General features: G+C 46.9%; 19 protein-coding genes and 1 tRNA gene. 8 read left to right on the top strand and 12 right to left on the bottom strand.

Annotated features, from left to right (window positions below; translation table 11 throughout):
- The first annotated feature begins 72 nt into the window (after positions 1–72).
- Together ACBP46_RS03670 and ACBP46_RS03675 are read left to right on the top strand one after the other, a co-directional pair.
- The gene (locus ACBP46_RS03670) at positions 73–2,256 is read left to right on the top strand and encodes a glycoside hydrolase family 31 protein (RefSeq protein WP_371015365.1); all 2,184 of its coding nucleotides are present in this window, start codon (positions 73–75) and stop codon (positions 2,254–2,256) included.
- Positions 2,257–2,421: 165 nt separating this feature from the next.
- Positions 2,422–2,497, top strand: a tRNA-Lys gene (locus ACBP46_RS03675).
- A 93-nt stretch (positions 2,498–2,590) separates the two neighbouring features.
- Here ACBP46_RS03675 and ACBP46_RS03680 read toward each other — a convergent pair.
- Together ACBP46_RS03680 and ACBP46_RS03685 are read right to left on the bottom strand one after the other, a co-directional pair.
- Positions 2,591–3,361, bottom strand: a complete 771-nt coding sequence (locus ACBP46_RS03680) for a hypothetical protein (RefSeq protein ID WP_371015366.1) — start codon at positions 3,359–3,361, stop codon at positions 2,591–2,593.
- 44 nt (positions 3,362–3,405) lie between these two features.
- The gene (locus ACBP46_RS03685; RefSeq protein WP_371015367.1) at positions 3,406–3,627 is read right to left on the bottom strand and encodes a hypothetical protein; all 222 of its coding nucleotides are present in this window, start codon (positions 3,625–3,627) and stop codon (positions 3,406–3,408) included.
- Between the two features lie 240 nt (positions 3,628–3,867).
- Here ACBP46_RS03685 and ACBP46_RS03690 point away from each other — a divergent pair, with 240 nt between their 5' ends.
- From ACBP46_RS03690 to ACBP46_RS03700, 3 genes are read left to right on the top strand one after another with little or no spacing between them, the layout of a single operon-like run.
- Positions 3,868–4,878: a methionine ABC transporter ATP-binding protein gene (locus ACBP46_RS03690; RefSeq protein WP_371015368.1), complete on the top strand. Its 1,011-nt coding sequence runs from the start codon at positions 3,868–3,870 to the stop codon at positions 4,876–4,878.
- Positions 4,875–5,540: a methionine ABC transporter permease gene (locus ACBP46_RS03695; protein ID WP_371015369.1), complete on the top strand. Its 666-nt coding sequence runs from the start codon at positions 4,875–4,877 to the stop codon at positions 5,538–5,540. Before ACBP46_RS03690 ends, ACBP46_RS03695 begins: the two co-directional genes overlap by 4 nt.
- A 32-nt stretch (positions 5,541–5,572) precedes the next feature.
- Positions 5,573–6,355, top strand: coding sequence for a MetQ/NlpA family ABC transporter substrate-binding protein (locus tag ACBP46_RS03700; protein ID WP_371015370.1), 783 nt, complete (start codon positions 5,573–5,575; stop codon positions 6,353–6,355).
- Positions 6,356–6,405: 50 nt separating this feature from the next.
- Here ACBP46_RS03700 and ACBP46_RS03705 read toward each other — a convergent pair whose 3' ends face one another.
- The 3 genes from ACBP46_RS03705 to ACBP46_RS03715 form a co-directional block, all read right to left on the bottom strand.
- Positions 6,406–7,107 carry a DUF6776 family protein gene (locus tag ACBP46_RS03705; RefSeq protein WP_371015371.1) on the bottom strand — a complete coding sequence of 234 codons (702 nt, stop codon included), beginning with the start codon at positions 7,105–7,107 and terminating at the stop codon, positions 6,406–6,408.
- Between the two features lie 72 nt (positions 7,108–7,179).
- Positions 7,180–7,875: an N-acetylmuramate alpha-1-phosphate uridylyltransferase MurU gene (murU, locus tag ACBP46_RS03710; protein ID WP_371015372.1), complete on the bottom strand. Its 696-nt coding sequence runs from the start codon at positions 7,873–7,875 to the stop codon at positions 7,180–7,182.
- On the bottom strand, positions 7,875–8,909 hold the full coding sequence (locus ACBP46_RS03715; protein WP_371015373.1) for an aminoglycoside phosphotransferase family protein: 1,035 nt from the start codon (positions 8,907–8,909) through the stop codon (positions 7,875–7,877). Before ACBP46_RS03715 ends, murU begins: the two co-directional genes overlap by 1 nt.
- 137 nt (positions 8,910–9,046) lie before the next feature.
- Here ACBP46_RS03715 and ACBP46_RS03720 point away from each other — a divergent pair, with 137 nt between their 5' ends.
- The 3 genes from ACBP46_RS03720 to rsmA are packed head-to-tail and all read left to right on the top strand — an operon-like array spanning position 9,047 to position 13,610.
- Complete coding sequence (locus ACBP46_RS03720; protein ID WP_371015374.1) at positions 9,047–11,428, top strand: LPS-assembly protein LptD; 2,382 nt, start codon at positions 9,047–9,049, stop codon at positions 11,426–11,428.
- Positions 11,429–12,814, top strand: a complete 1,386-nt coding sequence (locus ACBP46_RS03725; protein ID WP_371015375.1) for a peptidylprolyl isomerase — start codon at positions 11,429–11,431, stop codon at positions 12,812–12,814.
- Between the two features lie 7 nt (positions 12,815–12,821).
- Positions 12,822–13,610, top strand: a complete 789-nt coding sequence (gene rsmA / locus ACBP46_RS03730; protein ID WP_371015376.1) for a 16S rRNA (adenine(1518)-N(6)/adenine(1519)-N(6))-dimethyltransferase RsmA — start codon at positions 12,822–12,824, stop codon at positions 13,608–13,610.
- Here rsmA and ACBP46_RS03735 read toward each other — a convergent pair.
- The 7 genes from ACBP46_RS03735 to glyQ form a co-directional block, all read right to left on the bottom strand.
- Positions 13,607–14,836 (bottom strand): nucleoside recognition domain-containing protein, encoded by a 1,230-nt coding sequence (locus ACBP46_RS03735; RefSeq protein WP_371015377.1) that lies wholly within the window; start codon positions 14,834–14,836, stop codon positions 13,607–13,609. The genes rsmA and ACBP46_RS03735 overlap by 4 nt on opposite strands.
- 74 nt (positions 14,837–14,910) lie before the next feature.
- Positions 14,911–15,306 carry a lactoylglutathione lyase gene (gene gloA, locus ACBP46_RS03740; protein ID WP_371015378.1) on the bottom strand — a complete coding sequence of 132 codons (396 nt, stop codon included), beginning with the start codon at positions 15,304–15,306 and terminating at the stop codon, positions 14,911–14,913.
- Between the two features lie 17 nt (positions 15,307–15,323).
- On the bottom strand, positions 15,324–16,112 hold the full coding sequence (locus ACBP46_RS03745; RefSeq protein ID WP_371015379.1) for a M48 family metallopeptidase: 789 nt from the start codon (positions 16,110–16,112) through the stop codon (positions 15,324–15,326).
- Entirely contained in the window at positions 16,093–16,827 is a 735-nt protein-coding gene (locus tag ACBP46_RS03750) for a lysophospholipid acyltransferase family protein (protein ID WP_371015380.1), read from the bottom strand. Before ACBP46_RS03750 ends, ACBP46_RS03745 begins: the two co-directional genes overlap by 20 nt.
- Positions 16,827–17,363 (bottom strand): D-glycero-beta-D-manno-heptose 1,7-bisphosphate 7-phosphatase, encoded by a 537-nt coding sequence (gene gmhB / locus ACBP46_RS03755; RefSeq protein ID WP_371015381.1) that lies wholly within the window; start codon positions 17,361–17,363, stop codon positions 16,827–16,829. The genes ACBP46_RS03750 and gmhB overlap by 1 nt, the downstream gene beginning before the upstream one ends.
- Positions 17,363–19,498, bottom strand: a complete 2,136-nt coding sequence (gene glyS / locus ACBP46_RS03760) for a glycine--tRNA ligase subunit beta (RefSeq protein WP_371015382.1) — start codon at positions 19,496–19,498, stop codon at positions 17,363–17,365. Before glyS ends, gmhB begins: the two co-directional genes overlap by 1 nt.
- A complete protein-coding gene (glyQ, locus tag ACBP46_RS03765; RefSeq protein WP_371015383.1) occupies positions 19,498–20,406 on the bottom strand; it encodes a glycine--tRNA ligase subunit alpha in 909 nt (302 codons plus the stop codon). Before glyQ ends, glyS begins: the two co-directional genes overlap by 1 nt.
- Between the last annotated feature and the right edge of the window lie 210 nt (positions 20,407–20,616).

A 20,616-nucleotide genomic window follows, 5' to 3' on the forward strand; every position in this document is an offset into this window, starting at 1 on the left:
TTGCAGTCTTGCAAATATACGTCAAAATAGTATTTTAATTTTGTTTTGGGCCTAGCCCTTGAGGATCGCACTGTGCCGTCCAAAACTCACTCTGATGATGTGACGCAATTGTTTAATCTTCTAAGTTCAATATCTACTAAATCATCCAGCGCTGACTTTTCAGCTGCTGACGACCAAATATTGCGTATCGAAGCCCACGCTCCGGGGGTGTTTCGTTTGCGCTTTGGCACATTAAAACACATTCAGCCCGAACGTGTAACCCCACGTGCTCAGCAGTATGCTGAAATGCTCCTAGCGCGTCTAGATGCCGTGGGCGAGCTCCAGGTCATAGACCAAGACCAAGGTTGGCGAGTCGAACAAGGAGACTGTGTTGTTGAGTTAGATAAAGACAGTTTTGCCTTACGAGTTTATAGTGGCGACCAGCTGCTATTGCAAAGCCAATCCCTCACTTCAGGCAAACACTGGCAATTCGATATCCAGTTAGATCCAACTGAAGGGGTGTACGGTCTAGGTGAAACCACCGCAGATTTAAACCGCCGTGGCAGTGTGCTAGTTTCCGACCGTGCCGAAGACCGAGTGCTGCCCTTAGCCTGGAGCTGTAAAGGGTGGGGGGTGTATGTCAACACCTTCGAACGTGTGCAGCATGATGTAGCCCATACACAAGCAGACCATTATGTGCTTAGTGTCGAGGCCCCTGTGTTAGATATGTTTATTTTTGTTGGGGCTCCTACAGAAATACTTAATCAGTACACCGCTCTCACAGGGCGAGCCGGTCAACCTGGGTTATGGCCGATGGGGGTGTGGTTAGATCAGGCCGACGGCCAACACTTAACCGACTCATATCAACAGGTTCAACAGCTTAAAGAGCTAAATGTAGGCATAGACGTAGTCAACTTTGCTGCGCCTGCTGTGCTTGGTTTCAGTACGGATCGTCCGTTATTCGAGTGGGACGAGTCACGTATAGGTGAACTGCGTGAAACCATGACCCAGACCGAAGAGGCCCAATTCAAGCTAGCTGCTACATTGTTTCCGGGGGTATTAAGCGGAACGGCTATGTTTGACGAGTGGGAAGACCGTGGTTGGCTTTTATTAAATGACGACGATGGTGCGGCACATGTTTTTGCAGGCAACGCCACCACAGGCGGGGTCGATTTTGGTTTACTCGACCTAACACATAAAGACGCCTACAAACTATGGGTAGAGCGTTTACGCCAGTCTTTTGATGAAGGCTTGGGGGCGGTCATTAGTGACTCGAGTTTTGTGATTCCAGATGGCATTACAGCTCGTGGTAACGAGTGCGGGGCTATGTTACGCACGGTGTATCCATTATTGGTGCGTCAAGCTTTATTTGATGCCTTTGCAGGCCATAAAACGCCCCAAGAAGGTCTGGTAGCTAGTCGCGCTTTATATCCATCAGCGCACCGTTTTGCTTGGCAGCTCGGTCCCGATGTAAGCAACGACTGGGAAGGCTTAATCCAAACTCTGCAGGCAGCTCTTGCTGTGGGCAATAGCGGTATAACTGCGCAAACCCATCAAATTGGTTCGGTGCATCACCCTGTAGACACCATGACCCCCGAGCTATTTATACGTTGGTTGTCTATGGCTGTGTTTTCAGCCAACTTTCATCTTCAATCGATACCGGGCTTAATGCCACAATCTTTTGATACAGCAACTCAAGAGCTCGTGGCACATTGGTTACGTTGGCGCTACCGTTTGGTGCCCTATGTGTTAGGTATTATCGAGGAATCAGTACGGTGCGGTTTACCTGTACAGCGCGCTTTAGTGCTCGAGTTTCCCGACGACCCCGAGGTTAATGCCTGGCCGCATCAGTACATGTTGGGTTCTACGCTTTTGGTTGCACCCTTTGTTAAGCCCGGTACAAAAACCGAGGTTTATCTGCCCAAGGGTAGCGACTGGTGGGATCTTTCCACCGGATGGCGCTACGAAGGGGGGACGCGTTGGGAAATCGAAGCAGGTTTAGATCGATTACCTGTTTTTGGGCGTGAGGGTCATATGTTGTGTTTAGGCCCTGCCGCACTGAATACCTCTGAGTTCAACTCTGCACGTTTGCTTGAAGAGGTCTGGATGTTTGGTATGCCCGAGCATAGTCCTGCTGTAATGCGTAATAAAATACGTGTTATGCAAATGCAAGGTTCTAGCTACATCAAAGGGCTAGAGGGTTTAAAAATCTTGCCATCTGAAGGCCTAGAGGTTAAACGTCGCGGCGCTGAAGTGCGAATTTCACGGGCACGTTAAAAAAAAGCTGTACAAAGCTAAATTTCATGTTATAGTTACGTCTTTGGTTCAGGGCATATAGGTATTTGCCCTAGGCCAAGACGGTTTTTATTGCGTTTGTTTTTTAATTGATTAAAAAACCCTTGACAGTATTTTGAATAGGTGCAATAATTACATCTTTCGGTCGGGTCGTTAGCTCAGTCGGTAGAGCAGCGGACTTTTAATCCGTTGGTCGCGCGTTCGAGTCGCGCACGACCCACCACGAACGAATACAAAAACGCCACTTATTTTATAAGTGGCGTTTTGCTTTATGCAAAAGCCCAATGGTTTTTTTTAACCATTGGGCTTTTTTTGTTTAGTCCGCGCTATGTAGACGTTTTTCATAGGCTTGCCATGCGTTGCTATGTACATCGCGCAAAGTGCGGGCTTGGGTAGGAGCACCAAAATACTGCATAAGCTGTTTTTGGTCAGTTTGATTTAATAAGGGCAGTTGAGCCAGACCTAGCTCTTGGTAGTTAACAGAGAGCTGTTGGAGCTCGTGCCCAGCTAAAGCTTCTAAAATTTTTTCCCCAGAGGGGCGCAGTTGAGGGTGCTCAAGAAAAGAAGCACTGGCTGCAAGCCAATACAATAGCTCAAGAGCCGCATTTTTATATTGTGGCTCTGAGCGAATCACAGCACGAAGTGCTATAACGGCTTCCTGGTAGGCGGAACGATAGGGTAGTTTAGCTAACGCCAATGCAAGACGTTTAAACGGATCGTCATGGCTGGATTTAATCTGTTGATGCCACTGAGCACCTAAACTGAGATCGGCTAGAGTAGCGGGGTAGGGGAATGAAGTGTCAAACCAGGGTACATACTGAGCTTGGGGTGGTTGGCTTAGCAGAGCTGGCGTAGAGACGGTATCATTTAAAAGTAGAGTGAGCTGTTGTTTTGCGTGCTCTAATAGCAGTAGAACTTGCTCATGTGTTGTATATTTTTGTAGAGCTTTTAGAATAGCAACACTGCGTTGAAGCAGAAACGGTGGCAGAGGTGTTTGCAATTGAGCAGCAACAAGCCATGTTTGCTGTAAAGCACGCATGGCCTGGTGGATTATTTGGCTTTGTGAGGGGCGAGTAAAGTCAGACATGCAAATCCTAGCTAACAGTTAGGGATGCATAAAGCCTAACATAGTTAGGGGTTTAGCCTAAAGCCCTCGCACGAACCCCATTTGTTTTTACGATGTAGCCAGACCGTATCACAGGTGTGACAGACAAACTTGGCTTCAGACTCACCATTTGGGGTTGGGGTGTACTGAGACACCAATTTCAGCCCATTATGAGGCTGTGTAGAGGTTTTTGCTACAGGTAAACCTAAACAATGATCACAAAGGGTTCGGGTAACAATAGCTTGCATAGTGGATCCTGAAAAAGAATAGTGCCGCACTCAAAAGTAATGTGTGTTTTTGCAACAAGTCGACATTTTTATTATGAGTTTCCAGGGGTGATAACTCTTTATAAGCTTGTAGTTATATTAACATTTTTTTAAGGCTTATACGTCTACATCACATTCCTCTACATTTTGGAACAAAGTACGCGTTTAGGTCTTACTAGAAGTCGCCAGAAATTTGGCTAAGAAAATGGGTAGGAAATTTCTTTGATTCGTTTAGAGCATATCTATAAAACATACGCATCTGGCAATAAGAGTATTATTGCTTTAAATGATATTAATCTGCATATACCAGCTGGTGAGGTATATGGAATTATCGGGCGTTCAGGGGCAGGGAAAAGCACTTTAATTCGCTTATTAAATCTCTTAGAGCGGCCTTCTGAAGGGCGTGTTTGGTTACAGCAGACTGAATTAAGCGCGCTGCCAGAGTCTGAGTTGCGTTTAATGCGTCAAAAAATTGGTATGGTATTTCAGCATTTTAATTTATTACAAATGCGTACCGTCTTGGACAATGTGTGCTTTCCTTTACGGCTTGCAGGGTTAAAGCCCAAGGCACAACGAGCGCGTGCTCTAGAGGTATTAGAGCTAGTAGGGTTACAGGACCATGTCCATAAATACCCACGCCAGTTATCAGGTGGGCAACAACAGCGGGTAGGTATTGCTCGTGCGTTAGCGAATCAGCCACAGTTATTGTTATGTGATGAGGCCACCTCAGCGCTTGACCCAGAAACCACGCAGTCCATTTTGCGTTTATTGGCGGAAATTAATCAAAAACTAGGTTTAACTATTGTATTAATTACGCATAGTATGGATGTGATTCGCACCATTTGCGACCAAGTGGCAGTGATTGATATGGGTGAATTAGTCGAATGTGGTCCTGTGTTAGATGTGTTTCTGCATCCACAGCATGCCACAACCCAAAGCCTGTTATCTGAAAGTGGTATGGATGATGGCAGTTGGCACGAGCTCGCTGAGCAGGTGCAGGGGCGTTTATTGCGTTTGAGTTTTAAAGGGCAATCTACATCTGCCCCTATTCTTAGTCGGATTAGTCGAGAGTTTAATTTGGATTTTAGTATTTTGCAGGGTGCTGTCAGTCGTATTAAACAAACACCCTATGGGCAGTTAGTGGTTGCCGTTGAAGGCGATTTAAGCCAATGGGAACAAGTCAAAACTGTGCTTGATCAGCATAATGTAACATGTGAGGTGTTACGGGCATGAGCTTTAGCAATATGGATTGGGCACTGATTTGGAGTGCAACCGTAGAGACCTTTGTTATGACAGGGGCCTCTTTGATATTTACCGTGCTTATTGGTTTACCTTTGGGTGTTATTCTTTTTTTAACCGCGCAAGGGCAGCTTTTAGAAAACCGCTGGACTTATCAGGGCTTATCATTTTTAGTAAATGTGTTGCGCTCGGTGCCGTTTCTAATTCTATTGATTGTAATGATTCCTCTCTCGCGTGCGATAGCTGGGACCGCCCTAGGAGTACAAGGCGCAATCCCCCCATTGGTAGCTAGTGCAGCGCCTTTTTTTGCACGCTTGATTGAAACTGTATTACGTGAGGTGGACCCTGGTGTCTCTGAGGCTTGCAGAGCGATGGGGGCTAACTCGCGTCAAACCGTTACCATGGCCTTATTACCCGAGGCCACCACAGGTATTCTAGCTGCTATCACTGTGACCGCTATTACTTTAATAGGTTATTCCGCTATGTCAGGAGTCATTGGTGGCGGTGGGCTAGGTGATCTAGCCGTGCGCTTTGGTTATCAACGCTATCAAAGCGATGTGATGTTGATTACTGTTTTAATTTTAGTGGTATTAGTCCAATTGTTGCAGATGATAGGCGATAAGCTAGCGGCTAAGATTCAAAGAAAAACGCAGTAACCTTCTTTATTTTGTTACGCAGGAGCAACGTTATGAAAAAAATATTACCTCTTTTGACTTTGTCTGTTGCCGCCTTGGCTATGGGGTCTGCCCATGCAGGCAAGTTATCCATTGCAGCAACGCCAGTACCTCATGCTGAGCTATTGGAGTTTGTGAAACCTACCCTGTCTCAGCAGGGCGTAGATTTAGATATTAAAGTGTTTACGGATTATGTGCAGCCCAATGTACAGGTGGCTGATAATCAAATCGATGTGAACTTTTTTCAGCATAAGCCTTACTTAGATACTTTCAACAAAGAGCACAAAACTGAGTTAGTGTCTATTGCTTTGGTTCACGTAGAGCCGTTTGGTGCATACTCTAATAAAATTAAAGATTTGTCCGAGCTAAAAGACGGGGCTTTAGTGGCTTTGCCTAACGACCCATCTAACGGTGCTCGTGCTTTGTTGTTATTGCAACAAGAGGGGTTAATTGAGTTAAAAGACCCAAGCAATATTCTTGCCACCTCTCGTGATGTAGCTAAAAACCCAAAAAATCTTAAATTTAAAGAGCTCGAAGCAGCTACCTTGCCCCGTGTTTTAGCCGACGTGGATTTGGCTTTGATCAATACTAACTATGCACTTGAAGCTGGGTTAAACCCATTAAAAGATGCGTTGTTTATTGAAGGTGCTGACTCACCTTATGCCAATATTGTAGTAACCACTGCCGAAAAAGCGGATCAAGAAGACGTGAAAAAACTAATAGAAGCGTTGCATTCTGACGCTGTGCGCCAGCAAATTGAAGACAAATACCAAGGCGCAATTGTTCCTGCATTTTAATTAAAAATGCCTACAAAAAAGCCTGAGTTCATAAGCTCAGGCTTTTTTTGTTAGCGCACGTTAATAATGCGCATAGCAGCTGTGCGTTGTGTGTTGTCTTGGGGATAAACCTGAATGGTGACTTGACGAGCAGTCATGCCAGAGGGAAGCTCTACAGCGCCTTGGACGTGTGTGTAACGTCCAAGCTCGACAGAGACGGGCTCAGAATCAAAATAGCCAGTGCGACCATTTGGATAACGACCTTGGATATTTAGGCTGAGTGTGCCTTTAAATGTGGTGTCAGCTTTGTCGCTGTCTTGCATTAGCAAGATAGAATAGTCCAGTTCATTGTCTTTGTTTGTAAAGTCAGCAGCGCGGATGCCGGGCGATGTACCACGCGGGTCAGCGGGCATAGCGTCGGCAAAGAGTACTAAGTCTTTTTCAAGAGCTGAAACAATAGCGTCGTGATGAGTTAGTTTTTCCGTGGCTTCAGAGACTTGGGCTAGACTAGTGTCACGCTCACGTTCGGCAAGGTTAATGCGCGATTGTAAACGTTGATTTTCTGCCTTGGCTGCATTGAGTTCATCGTGCAGCTGTTGAGATTGCTCTACGGTTAACATAGGGGGACCGTAGCTTTTTTGAATAAATAAAAGGCCGCCTGCACCCAAGACCATGCCGGTAATCATAAGAACCAGCCAACGAGGAATACGGCGTTTACGACGGGTGTAGCCATAAGCAGTAGGTTTAAATGTAGGGCGTTTGGAACCTAGCATGAGGCAAATCGTTCCTGTAGATAAAATAGGTGAATGGCAAAAAACGCAAAAGCTGTCAGAAATGATAGCGTGTTACGCTTTTGCCGCCAAGTTTTGTTCTATTTGTTTCAATCGTTCTGGGGTGCCTATATCCATCCATGTGCCTGTGTACACGCTACCGAGTACATGGTTTTGCTCAAGGGCATGCTGCAACGGCGTACGCAAAGGCATAGGAGTATGGGAGGGCACAGAGTCGAAAAAGCACGGGTCAAAAACGCCTATGCCGCTGTAAGTATAAGATTGCACACCAGCATGCGGCTGAACGCGTCCAGCGACTAGACTAAAATCGCCTTGAGTATGATGAGGGGGATTGGGCACCAGTACGAGATGGGCTTTGGCGGCTTGGGAAGCTAAGCTTTGGGCTAAATAATGCGCTAGTTGTGGGTTCCAGTCGCTCCAAATGTCTGCACTAATCACTAAAAAAGGAGCTGAGCTCAACAGAGGTAGGGCTTGCTTAATGCCTCCGGCAGTCTCAAGAGCAGAGGATTCGGCAGAGTAACTAATACGGGCTCCCCACTTGGAGCCGTCTCCGAGGTAGTCTTCTATTTGGGCACCTAGCCACGCATGATTCACCACTATTTCCGTGATGTGGGCAGCCACTAAACGCTCAATATGCCATTCGATTAAGGCTTTGCCCTGTACTTTGAGTAGGGGCTTAGGGGTGCTATCTGTTAGGGGACGCATACGCTCCCCTCGGCCGGCGGCTAAAAGTATGGCACGTAAAGACATTAAATCGTTAACCCTAAGACAGTTTGTTTATTTTCAAGGCGATCAAAAAGACGACGTAATGGATTAAATTCTTCGTAGCGGCTAAACACCTGACGCAAATACTGATTTACACGAGGAATATGCTCGAGATAATGGTGCTTGCCATCTCGAATTGATAAACGGCTAAATACCCCTAAAATACGTAGGTTGCGTTGCACACTCATCCACTCATAGGCTTTGTGAAAATCAGCAAAATCCGTAGCAATAGGTAAACCAGCATGGTGTGCAGCTTGCCAATAGCGAATCGCCCAGTCCAGTTGCTGTTCCTCATCCCATGTATGGCGTGCGTCCATAACCAACGAGGCTAAATCATAGGTAATAGGCCCGATCACCGCATCCTGAAAATCGATAAGCCCAGGCTGCAAGCTGGCATCTGTGGGCATCATTAAATTAGGGGAGTGAAAATCGCGTAAAACAAGCACCGAACCGTGTTTGACGTTGTCAGAAACCAAAATAGTAAAGACCTGGTCTAAGCTTTTTCGCTCATCAGGGCTAAGCGTGGTGTTGCAGTATTGTTGTATATACCATTGGTCAAATAGCTGTAGCTCTTCAAGCATGCGGGCAGCATCATAGACTTTGAGCCCAGTGGTGTCTGCTTGCTGCACCCGTACTAATTCCTCAATAGCTAAACGATACAAGCCTTGTAATACAGCGGGGTTAAGGTCAGTTTGTAACGCTTGGTAGTAGTTTTGGGTACCCAAGTCGCTTAAAAGCATAAAGCCTTGTTCGGCTTCGTAAGCTAATATAGTAGGGGTTTTGGCACCCACTTGCGCTAAACGACCCTGCACATCAATAAAAGCAGCATTGTTTTCTTGGGCAGGTGGCGCATCCATAATAATGTAGTTTTGATCAGTACCAGGTAGTCTGTAATAACGTCTGAAGCTTGCATCGCTAGATGCAGGCTGTAACTGATCTATGTTTAACCCTAAGGACGGCGGTAAAGTGCCAAGCCAGTGAACCAGCTGTTGAAAGCGAGGATGAGCAGTGTTTTGCATAAAAAGTGACTCAAGCAAATAAATTTAACGTGTTAACGTGCCGCGAAGCGTCTGGCTTATCTATAATAGGCAACTGTATTTCTAAGTCGGTATGGCAAGAATGACTTAGTTAAGAATTTTCAAAGGACACACAGCTTGTGCGAACGATTTGGTTTGCCCTAACTATTTTAGCGGGTTTAGGTCTAGATAGTACGTTACAGCCTGCTTTTTCTTCGGAACCTCGAGTGCCGCAATTTAAAGCAGCAACGCATTTGCGCCTGCACGAGGTCAGCGAGGATAATATGTCAGCCTATTTTAACGCTGATCGTATTGAAAGCACTGAGGAGGGCTCGGTCTTGTTAACCGGCTCGGCACAGGTGCGTCGTATAGACTCGATTGCTAAAGGTAACACGATCCGTTTTAACCAAAACTCAGGTGACTTAGCTATTCGGGGCCAAGGCAGTTTGTTACGCGATGGCACGATTATTCGTAGCGAAGCCATTGATTACAACATCCAAAATGAAACAGGAACCATAGCGGCCCCACATTTTTACTTTGGGGGCTCGGGTGGGGCAGGTCAGGCTGACGAGGCACAGCTACTTTCTAAAGATCACCTACGTATGACCACAGTCGAATACAGTGGTTGCCCCTGTCCAGCACCTGCATGGTTTATTCGTTCGCCCCAAGTCGATTTGCATAACGATACGAATACAGGTGTAGCAAAGCATGGGGTGCTGTACTTTAAAAATGTGCCTATTCTTTACTCGCCATATTTAACTTTTCCTTTACGAGAAGAGCGTAAAAGTGGCTTGCTGGTGCCCGCATACGGGTATTCATCAAACAGTGGTCTTGAGCTCTCGGTTCCTTATTACTTTAATTTAGCGCCTAATTACGATGCGACATTAACACCGCGTTATCTCAGTAAACGCGGTTTGCAGTTGCAAGGGGAGTTCCGCTATTTGACACCACGATCCCTAGGTACTATTACAGGCTCCTACTTAAATAACGACAAAGAAACCAAAACCGATCGTTGGGCTTTTAATGCTGAGCACAACCATGATTTAGGGAATGGGTTTGGGTTTGATTATCAATACAGTCGTGTGTCAGATGACGATTACTTCAGAAATTTTTCTACGTTTGGCTTAAATGAAGCCTCCATCACAGAGTTACGTAGCCATGCACGTTTTTCTTGGGCCGGAGCCAAATACTTTTCTGCAGCGTTGTCGGCTTCACAGTACCAAACACTACAAGACCAAGCCGCAGGATATAGCCGTCCACAATACAATCGTTTGCCACAGCTAGAGTTGCAAGGCGCTCGGTACAATTGGGGTGGTTTTGATGTGGTTTCCAAAAACTCGGCAACCCATTTTGTGATGCCTTACTACAGCGGTAGCTTATCTGCTTTTGACAGATATAGAACTGAACGTTTAGCGCCCAATAGTACCCGCGTGGCCTCTTATACTACTGTGGCGTACTCCTACATGCAGCCCGGTTGGTATGTGACTCCTAAAGTAGGTTTGCATTTAAGCCATTACGATACTGCGTGGGACACGGTTAGCGATGTCGCCCAACGTAACTTAAAACGTAATGTTATGCGCTCAGTGCCTGTGTACTCAGTCGATGCGGGTATGACATTTGAACGCGAGACGCGCTTGTTTGATATTGACTCCATTCAAACACTAGAGCCTCGCTTATATTATTTATATGTGCCTTACCGCGATCAAAATGCTATACCTACCTTAGATACTGGTATTGCTACGTTTAACTTTTCTCAAGCTTTTAGCGAAAACATTTACAGTGGTGGTTGGGACCGCATCGCCAATGCGAACCAATTAACTGCAGGCTTAACCACACGCTGGTTAGATGCCGATACAGGGTTTGAGCGTGTGCGCCTTGAACTGGCACAACGTTTTCATTTTGATGATCAACGGGTGTTTTTGCATACCTTTGCTCCAAATGAGCACTCACCCAAACAAGCTCGCTCCGATTATTTGTTTGGGGCCTATGCAGCCCTAACCGATCAGTTTAATGTGCGCTTAGATGCGCAAATGAATGCGGATCGCTTTAGTCGCAATCGCATAAATACCAGTGTAAACTGGCATCCTAAACGTTTAGCCACGTTATCAGCAGCCTATCGCTACGAACGCGACCCGCGTGCTTTTGATAACCCCGACTATACGTTTGTGCATGCCGATGACAATAAAACAAAGGAACAGTTGTCTTTGACTACACAATGGCCTTTAACAAACCGTGTGTATGCGTTGGGTAGAGTGGATTACTCGCTCCAAGAAAAACGCAGTACGCAAACGATATTAGGCTTTGAATACAAGGGTGATTGCTGTTGGACTGGACGCTTTGTAGTGCAGCGTTATGCCGTATCTGCTCAAAAAAGCAACAGCGCCGTGTTTTTACAGTTAGAGTTGTCAGGGTTAGGCTCATTAGGCACAGATCCAATGAGCTTGCTCAGAGAGCGCATTGTAGGTTATGAGTCGGTCAACCCCTCCCTACCAGAGAAAACGATTTTTGAGAGGTACGAATAAATGGATGTACAGAAATTAACACGCTCAATGGTGTTAGCACTGGCAGTAAGCGGGGCTTGGAGTGTAAATACGGTTTATGCGGTAGAGTCTGACTTTGAAACCAATAAAGCAGTAGACGGTATTGCAGCTGTAGTAAATACCGAGGTAATTACCTTACGTCAACTTAATAGTGAAGTGGCGCAGGTGATGAAAAACCTTAACGCTCAACAAATCCCGCTGCCTGAGTCTGAAACCTTACAAAAACAAGTATTACAGCGTTTAATTGATGAGCACATCTTAACGCAAGAAGCCAAACGAATGGGGGTGGATCCTGCTGCCATCGATGTTAACGAGGCCGTCGAGTTGGTGGCTTCACGTAATAACCTCACTTCCCAGCAGTTACGTCACGAGGTAGAAAAAGGTGGGATGACTTGGGACGGTTATCTTGATGGTTTACGCCAAGAGGTTTTAGTGGATCAGATTCGCCAACGCGTGATTGATCCACGCATTAATGTATCTGAATCCGAAGTGGATGCTCTGCTCAAAAGCCAAGGCATAGATCCCCGTGGTACAGACAGTGCGCCTGCAGCACAAGAGGTGATTGAGCTAGCCCAAGTTTTAATACGCATTCCAGCCGGAGCAGACCGACAAACTCAAGCCCAACTACGTCAAAAGGCCGAGGATATATTACGTCAAGCACGCAGTGGGGCGGACTTCTCTGGTTTGGCTGCAGCCAACTCAGACGGTCAAGAAGCGCTTCAGGGCGGAGTACTAGGTGCTCGTCCTCTCGAGGGCTGGCCTGATATATTTGTTTCAGCAGTAAAAAACACCAGTACAGGTCAAGTGGCTGAGCTAGTTCAAAGTGGGGCCGGCTATCACATTTTAAAAGTGTTGCAGCGTGGACAAAGCCAAGGCTTAGGCGAAGCCGAAAACGAGATGGTGGTTACACAAACACGAGCCCATCATATTTTAATTAAGCTCGACCAAATTACTTCAGATGAGCAAGCCAAGATGCGTATTGAGCAATTAGCAGATCGTATACGTGCAGGTGAGTCCTTCGAAGACCTGGCTCGTGCTTATTCCGAGGATGCGTCTGCACCACAAGGGGGTGATCTGGGTTGGTTAAATCCAGGCGAAACTGTTCCTCCCTTTGAGGAAGCCATGAATGCACTGGTTCCCGGACAAATTAGTGCTCCGGTACGCAGCCAGTTCGGTTGGCACTTAATCCGAGTTGATGAGCATCGTGAGCGCAACGTGGGCAATGAGTACCGCCGTATGCAAGCGCGTCAAATGCTACTTCAGCAGCGTGTTGAGCCCGCTTTTGATGATTGGTTCAGCCAAGTGCGTAGCCAAACATTTATTGATAATCGTATAGACCCACAGGCCAGTTCAGGCCATCGTAGATAGGAATTCCATGCAGCAACATCAGGCACGAAAGCGTTTTGGTCAAAATTTTTTGCACGATGAGGGGGTTATACACCAAATCGTGCGTGCAATAGATCCGCAGTCGCAAGATAAGCTGATTGAGATTGGGCCTGGTATGTCTGCGCTGACTCAGCCATTAATGCTAGCGGTGCAGCATTTACAGGTCATAGAAATTGACAGAGACCTCGTTCAATACCTACAAAAACGCTATAGTGCAGAGCAATTAAGTATTATTTCGGCTGATGTGTTGACGGTAGATTTTTCCCAGTTTGGGTCCGGGTTACGTATTGTCGGCAATCTACCGTATAACATTTCTAGTCCGCTACTGTTTCATTTGATGCAGTTTGCCGATCAAATAATAGACCAACACTTTATGCTGCAAAAAGAAGTGATTGAGCGCATGGTCGCCAAGCCAGGCGATGCGTTGTATGGTCGTTTATCAATCATGCTGCAGGCTCGCTACCGGATGCAAAAGCTTTTTGATGTGGCTCCTGAAGCTTTTGATCCAGCACCCAAGGTGACCTCAGCCGTTGTGCGGATGCGGCCCCTGAAAGCTGATCGTCCCCAAGCCAAAAATGCGATGGTTTTTGAAAAAGTCGTGGCTCAAGCCTTTAGCCAGCGTCGCAAAATGTTGCGTCGTACTTTAGCGCAATGGGCACCACATATTGATTGGGAACAAGTAGGCATTGATCCTACGGATAGGGCCGAGCACCTAAGCCTGCACCAATACATTGCCCTAAGCGATGCGTTGACACCGGTATTGGCACCACAGACTTAGCCATAGAACCAGTAACTTACAGCAATAGCAGCGATCATGCCGGCACCATCGGCTAATAGAGCGCATGGTACCGCATGACGGGCGCGTTGAATGCCAACCGCCCCAAAATACACGGCCAGTACATAAAAAGTGGTTTCCGTACTGCCTTGGAAAGTGGCTGCTAACAATGCAGCAAAACTGTCTACACCAAAGTGCTGCATGGTTTCTATTAGTAGTGCTCGAGATGCGCCGCCCGAAAAAGGACGCATCAGTGCGGTGGGTAAAGCATCTACAAACCGATTGTCCCAACCTAAGCCGTCAATCCCCCAGCGTATACCGCTAAGCACTATGTCTAGGGCACCAGAGCTACGTAATAAACCAATGGCACACAACATAGCGACTAAATAGGGCAGCAGTTCTTTGCCAACCTGAAAACCCCCTTTAGCCCCTTCCACAAAACTGTCGTAGACAGGGATTTTTTTGCGCCAACCTACAAATAAAAAACAAAAAATAATTAGCAATAAGCTTAGGCTGCCAAGCAAAGACGAGACTTGGTTTAAGGCAACACTACTTAGGGTGGTTAGGCTTGCTATAAAAAAGGCAAAAAGTGCCATCAGCGTGCCTAACCAAAGTAAGAGTACAGGGTCCCAAAGACGGATGCGCTGCACAAGGCAGACCGTGATTAATCCCACTAAGGAAGATGCGCTAGTGGCTAACAAAATGGGTAAAAACACCATGGTAGGGTCGGGTGCACCTTGCTGTAGACGGTACATAAAAATGCTGACCGGAATCAGCGTAAGCGACGAGGTGTTTAATACCAGAAAAAGAATTTGGGCATTGGTGGCCGTTTTAGGGTCTGGGTTTAGATCTTGAAGTGCGTGCATAGCACGTAAGCCGATGGGGGTGGCGGCGTTGTCTAGGCCTAAGCCATTTGCCGCAAAATTCAAGGTGATCAGACCCAGAGCAGGATGACCAGCAGGAACACCTGGCATAAGGCGCTTAAAAAGAGGGGTAAGCCAATAACCAAGACGATCGATAATACCAGCCTGTTCAGCAATACGCAGAAAACCCATCCACAGCGTCAAGGTGCCAAACAGCACAATCATAATTTGTACGGACAACTCAGCCATGGTGAATAGGCTTTGTACCATGGCTCCGAAAATTTCAGGCTGATCTAAAAAGAGCCAATGGTAAGCACCGCTCAAGGCAGCAAACAAGAAAAAAAGTAACCAGAGGGTATTCAACATAGGAGCGCTGCGGTGAGAAAAGTCCACTAAAAAGCGGGCCTAAGCCCGCCTCTGAATTGAAATCCAGTTAGGATTTAATCATTGCGGCCTTTGGCTTGGATAAGTTCGATTTTATAGCCATCGGGGTCTTCGACAAATGCAATAACGGTGGTGCCATGCATCATAGGGCCGGCTTCACGGACCACTTTGCCCCCTTTGGCCTTGATGGTATCACAGGCTTTATAAGCGTCTTCAACTTCTATCGCAATATGACCATAACCGTTACCTAAATCATAGCTTTCGGTATCCCAGTTGTGCGTGAGTTCTAATACTGTGGTATTGCTTTCATCGCCGTAGCCCACAAAAGCCAGTGTGAACTTGCCATCTGGATAGTCTTTTTGACGTAACAGTTTCATGCCTAATACGTCTGTGTAAAATTCTAAAGAGCGTTCTAAATTGCCTACGCGTAACATGGTATGTAATAAGCGCATAATTTTCCTTGAATAAGTTAAAACAAAGGCAGGCTTGCAGGATCAAACTGCTTTAGCTGCTGGCGAGCCGCGTAAAAGTCGGGTAATAAGCGCTCGACCTCTTGCCAAAAAAGCGGGCCATGATTCATTTGTTTAAGGTGAGCGATTTCGTGAGCAACCACGTAATCAATTACCTGAGGCTCGAAGTGAATAAGCCGCCAATTTAACATGATGACCCCAGCACTTGAACAAGACCCCCAACGTTTTTGGGGGCTAGCCAAACGTAAACGACTAAAGCGATCAGCATAAGAGCAGTGGTGCAAAAAATGCTGGATACGCTGTTCTAGATAGCTTTTAGCCTGTTGTTGCAGCCAAACATGACAAAGGTCTTGAATGCGTTGGCTGTCGGCGTTTAGATCTATGTTTAAACACAGCCTATCACCTTTTTGGGGTGCGTGTAGCTCACCACTAAATACACTTTGCCGCAATAGCGGGTTGAGCTGTAGCTGAACTGCTATGCCTAAATAGGGCAGGTGTCCGCCGTCTTGCCAGATAGTTTGACTCATGGCTTGTTGAGCTAAACGGTCTTGGCGTTCAGATAGCTTACGTAGAATCCATGCTTTTTTTGCCTGTAATGCCTCGTGGATTTGACTGTCAGCAGCCCAGTGCGGGGCGGTAATAATCAGACCTTCATCACTAACACGTAAGCCAATACTTTTGCGAGCTGAACGTCGTAATAGATAACCAATACGTTGTGTATTCAGCTCGGTGTGATGCCATTGCGTTTGAGGCGGCAGTTTAGCGGGTTTAAGTAGTTGTAGCGTCATAGCGTTCAGGGTTAAGACGCCGCATTTCTGTTTCAATCCAGGTTTCGACTTCTTTGTTAACGTCTGCGGTGGTACGGCCTTCGGTGGAAATTAATGGGCCTATAGAAACGGTAATAAGCCCCGGTTTTTTAATAAACGAGTTGCGTGGCCAACACTCACCGGCGTTGTGAGCAATGGGAATAATAGGGGCCTGACATCGTACCGCTAATGCCGCACCGCCTTGTTTATAGCGCACGGTTTTTCCAGGGGCTACCCGTGTGCCCTCGGGAAAGAGTAAAGGCCAACGCCCTTCATTCAAACGCAGCTGTCCCAGTTGCACTACTTGCTCAAACGCATCTCGACTTTTGGCGCGATTAATAGGAATCATACGCAATAAGGCTAAGCCCCAGCCAAAGAAAGGAACACGGTTGAGCTCACGTTTGTACACAAAGCAGACATCACGCGGCATATGTGCTGTAAAAAATAAGGTTTCCCACGCTGACTGGTGCTTAGAGAGAATGACAGCAGCACCGTCAGGTAAATGCTCAGTACCGATCATGCGCCAACGTAGCCCAAGAATCCACTTGGCTCCCCAAATCATTAAGCGGGGCCAGCCTGAAGTCAGCGTATAACGCCAGTGCAACGGCAAGGGAGCCCAGAGTAGACACGCAAACGCATACGGGATGACCGTAATGATCATGAAAAGCTGATAAATAAAAGCGCGTAGATACAGCATTAGAAAGAGGTTAACCAGTAATTGACCGTAGCCGCTAGATCAGCATGGATCGTTGTGCCCGAAGGCAGGGAGTGCTGTTGAGTTGTTAAGCCATTGCCTGTCAGTACCAAAGCTGTTTGACAGCCGACCTGGGCAGCGGCCTGTAAGTCACGCAATGAGTCACCTACAGAAACACAATGGCTAGGATCTAAATCGTAGCGATGCAGTATTTCTGTAAATAACCCAGATAAAGGTTTACGACATGAGCACCCATCGTTTGGGCCGTGGGGGCAGATAAAAATAGCATCTACGTGCCCCCCAACCGCTGCCAGCTCACGACGTAATTTTAAATGCATGGCATTTAATGTATCCATGTCAAATAAACCACGTGCTAAACCGGATTGGTTGGTGGCAATAACCACACGCCAACCCGCATGGTTAAGGCGTGCGATGGCTTCTAGGCTGCCAGGTAAGGCAACCCACTCTTCTGGTGATTTCACAAAAGCACTGGAGTCATAGTTTATGACTCCATCGCGATCTAAAATAGCGGTTTTCACTAGGCAAGCAAGGAAAGATCAGCCACTTGATTCATGGCTTGGTGTAACTGTTTTAATAAAGCAAGGCGATTATTGCGTAAGGCAGGGTCCTCAGCCATTACCATGACATCATTAAAAAACTGATCGACGGGGTCTTTAGCAGCGGCAAGAGTGGCTAATGAGGCGCTAAAGTCTCCTTGGTTAAATTGCTGTTGAGCTACAGGAGCGAGTTGGTTTAACTGTTGTGTTAGGACTTGCTCGGCGGACTCTTGAAGTAGTTGTGGATCTAAGGGGGGGATAGCCTCTGTGTGACGCTGTAATAGATTGCTAACCCGTTTGTTGGCTGCAGCCAGTGACTCGGCCTCTGGGCGCTGTGCAAAAGCAATACAAGCTTGTACACGTGCTTGAACCTGCTGTAGAGGAGGTTGCAACGCTAATACGGCCTCAACGACTTTGCGATCTGCGTGTTGTACTAATTGGTTGCGATAACGCTCGTAGATAAAGTTTATTACCTCGTCAACGGTATTATCGGCTAAGACACCCGGCTCAAAACCCGCTGCGCTGTATTCCAATAGCTGACGTAAATCTAAGGAGTGGTTAGCGAAATAGCCCCCTTGATTAAGTTGTTCAAAAGCACTGATTAGGCCCAGCGCGGCACGACGTAATGCATAGGGGTCACGCTCGCCGGTAGGTGCTAGACCAATGCCCCAAATGCCGATAAGGGTTTCAGCGCGCTCTGCTAGAAACAATAAGGTAGCGATTATGTTTTCTGAGCTAACAGCTTGATGAATACGATGCTCGTATTGATGTTTTAAGGCATTAACTATAGCCGCATCCTCACCATCAGCCTCTGCATAGTAGGCACCCATAATACCTTGTAGCTCGGGGAATTCACCTACCATTAAGGTGTTTAGGTCGGCTTTGGCTAACAGAGCCGCACGATCAGCTAAATTGCGATCAGCGCCGAGCTGGTCGGCCAGATAGGTAGCAAGACGACGCAAGCGTTCTACGCGCACGCGTTGTGAACCCAGTTTGTTGTGATAGACACTGTTTTCTAAGCTATGGACGCGATCAGCCAACTGCTGCTTGCGATCTGTTTCAAAGAAAAAACGCGCATCGGCTAAACGAGGCAAGATAACGCGCTGGTTGCCTTCGATAATATGGGTCGGGTCATCGACGTGCATATTGCTAACGATTAGGAACTGATGCGTTAATGCTTGGGTGTCAGGGTTAAAAAGAGGGAAATAACGTTGATTTAAACGCATGGTTAAAATCAAACACTCGCTAGGAACCTCGAGAAACACGGGGTCAAACTCGCCTTTATAGACGGTTGGGTGTTCGACCAAAGCGGTAACCTCTTCGAGTAACGCGGGCACCTCGGGGTCGTTGCCCAAGCTGGCGTGGTAGTGGGCGCAAGCAGCGTCCAGTTGTTGACGAATTTGTTCGCGTCGTTTGGCAAACGAGGGTACGACCCAGCCGTCGTTTTCAAGCTGTTCTACATAGCTGTCTGCAGAGTGGAGGCTTAGGGGAGCGTCCGTCATGAAGCGGTGTCCTAGCGTTTGACGACCAGACTCTAGACCTAGGGTTTGGGCAGGTAAAACGTCATCACCCCACAACACAACCAACCCATGAGCAGGACGCACAAAACGTACACTGGTGACCCCGTCATTCAGTTGATAACGCATAACCTTGGGAATGGGAAGGTGCGTGACAGCGTAATCGATTGCTTCGTTAATAACATCTGATAAATAGGCACCGGTAGCCATGCCATTGGCATACAAATAGTCTTGTTTACCATCGGATTTAATTTCTAAGTCGGCCAAGCTGAGATGAGCTAATCCTTTGCCCTCTAGACGTTTTTGTAGCGGCATTGTCATTTGGCCTTGGGCATCAATACCGACTTTGGTTGGCATGAGCTTTTCGCTAAAGGCTTGATCTGCGGCTTGGTGGGCGACGTTAGTAATATGGACAGCAAGACGACGTGGGGTGGCGTATTCAGTGACCTGGCTGTCGTCAGCTAAAAGATGGCGCTCGCGCAATACCTTTGCAATGCCATCGGCAAATGCTACGCCCATTTTTTCTAAGGCTTTAGGGGGCAGTTCTTCGGTTTGCAGTTCAACAAGTAGAGAGCGTGTAGACATAGTGTGTTCAGACATTAGCGGTTCTCCTGAGCTGGCTGTTTAGGCAGCATGGGGAAACCAAGTTCTTCGCGAGAGGTGTAATAGGCTTGGGCTACGCCACGGGCTAGATTACGGATACGACCAATATAAGCAGCGCGTTCAGTCACACTAATAGCGCCTCGTGCATCTAGCATATTAAACGTATGGGCTGCTTTTAGGGTTTGTTCGTAAGCAGGTAGAGCTAAAGGTAGATCAATCAGTTTTTTGGCTTCAGCTTCGTGGTTATTAAAGTGAGCAAACAGCATATCGGTATTAGCGTGCTCAAAGTTATAAGTGGATTGTTCCACTTCGTTTTGATGAAACACATCACGATAATAAATAACCTTGCCTTGATTGTTTTTGGTCCAGACCAAGTCATACACGCTCTCTACGCCTTGTAGGTACATGGCTAAACGTTCGAGTCCGTAAGTGATCTCGCCAGTAGCAGGCACGCAGTCTAGACCGCCTACTTGTTGGAAGTACGTAAACTGGGTGACTTCCATACCGTTTAACCAGACCTCCCAACCTAAGCCCCATGCACCTAAGGTTGGATTTTCCCAGTCGTCTTCTACAAAGCGAATATCGTGGACTTTAGGATCAATGCCGATGGATTTTAAGGAGCCTATATATAGATCGACAATGTTTTCGGGTGCAGGTTTTAAGACGACTTGGTACTGGTAATAATGCTGTAAGCGGTTTGGGTTGTCGCCATAGCGTCCGTCTGTAGGGCGACGGGACGGTTGTACATAGGCGGCAGACCACGGCTCGGGCCCTATAGCACGCAAAAAAGTAGCGGTATGAGAGGTACCCGCGCCGACTTCCATATCAAAGGGTTGCAACAAGGTACAACCTTGTTGATCCCAGTAGTGAGAGAGTTGCAGTATGAGTTGTTGAAAGGTAAGCATTGCAAGTAGGCCAAATAAACGTTGTGTCCGCAAAATAAAGAATTTTACCTTTTGTGCGGGCTGAGATATAGCTTTACGCTATTTTGCCATGATTAGAGATCTGTGTTGCGGACACAAGGCGGGCAAAAGCCGAATAAGAAGTAAAAAGATCGTATGATAAACAGTTTAGATTGAACTGATCGATAAAGTAAATTAAGTCGCTTTTTTCAA

Source organism: Paenalcaligenes hominis (genome assembly GCF_041359055.1).
In the GTDB taxonomy this organism is placed as follows: Bacteria; Pseudomonadota; Gammaproteobacteria; order Burkholderiales; family Burkholderiaceae_B; genus Paenalcaligenes; species Paenalcaligenes hominis_A.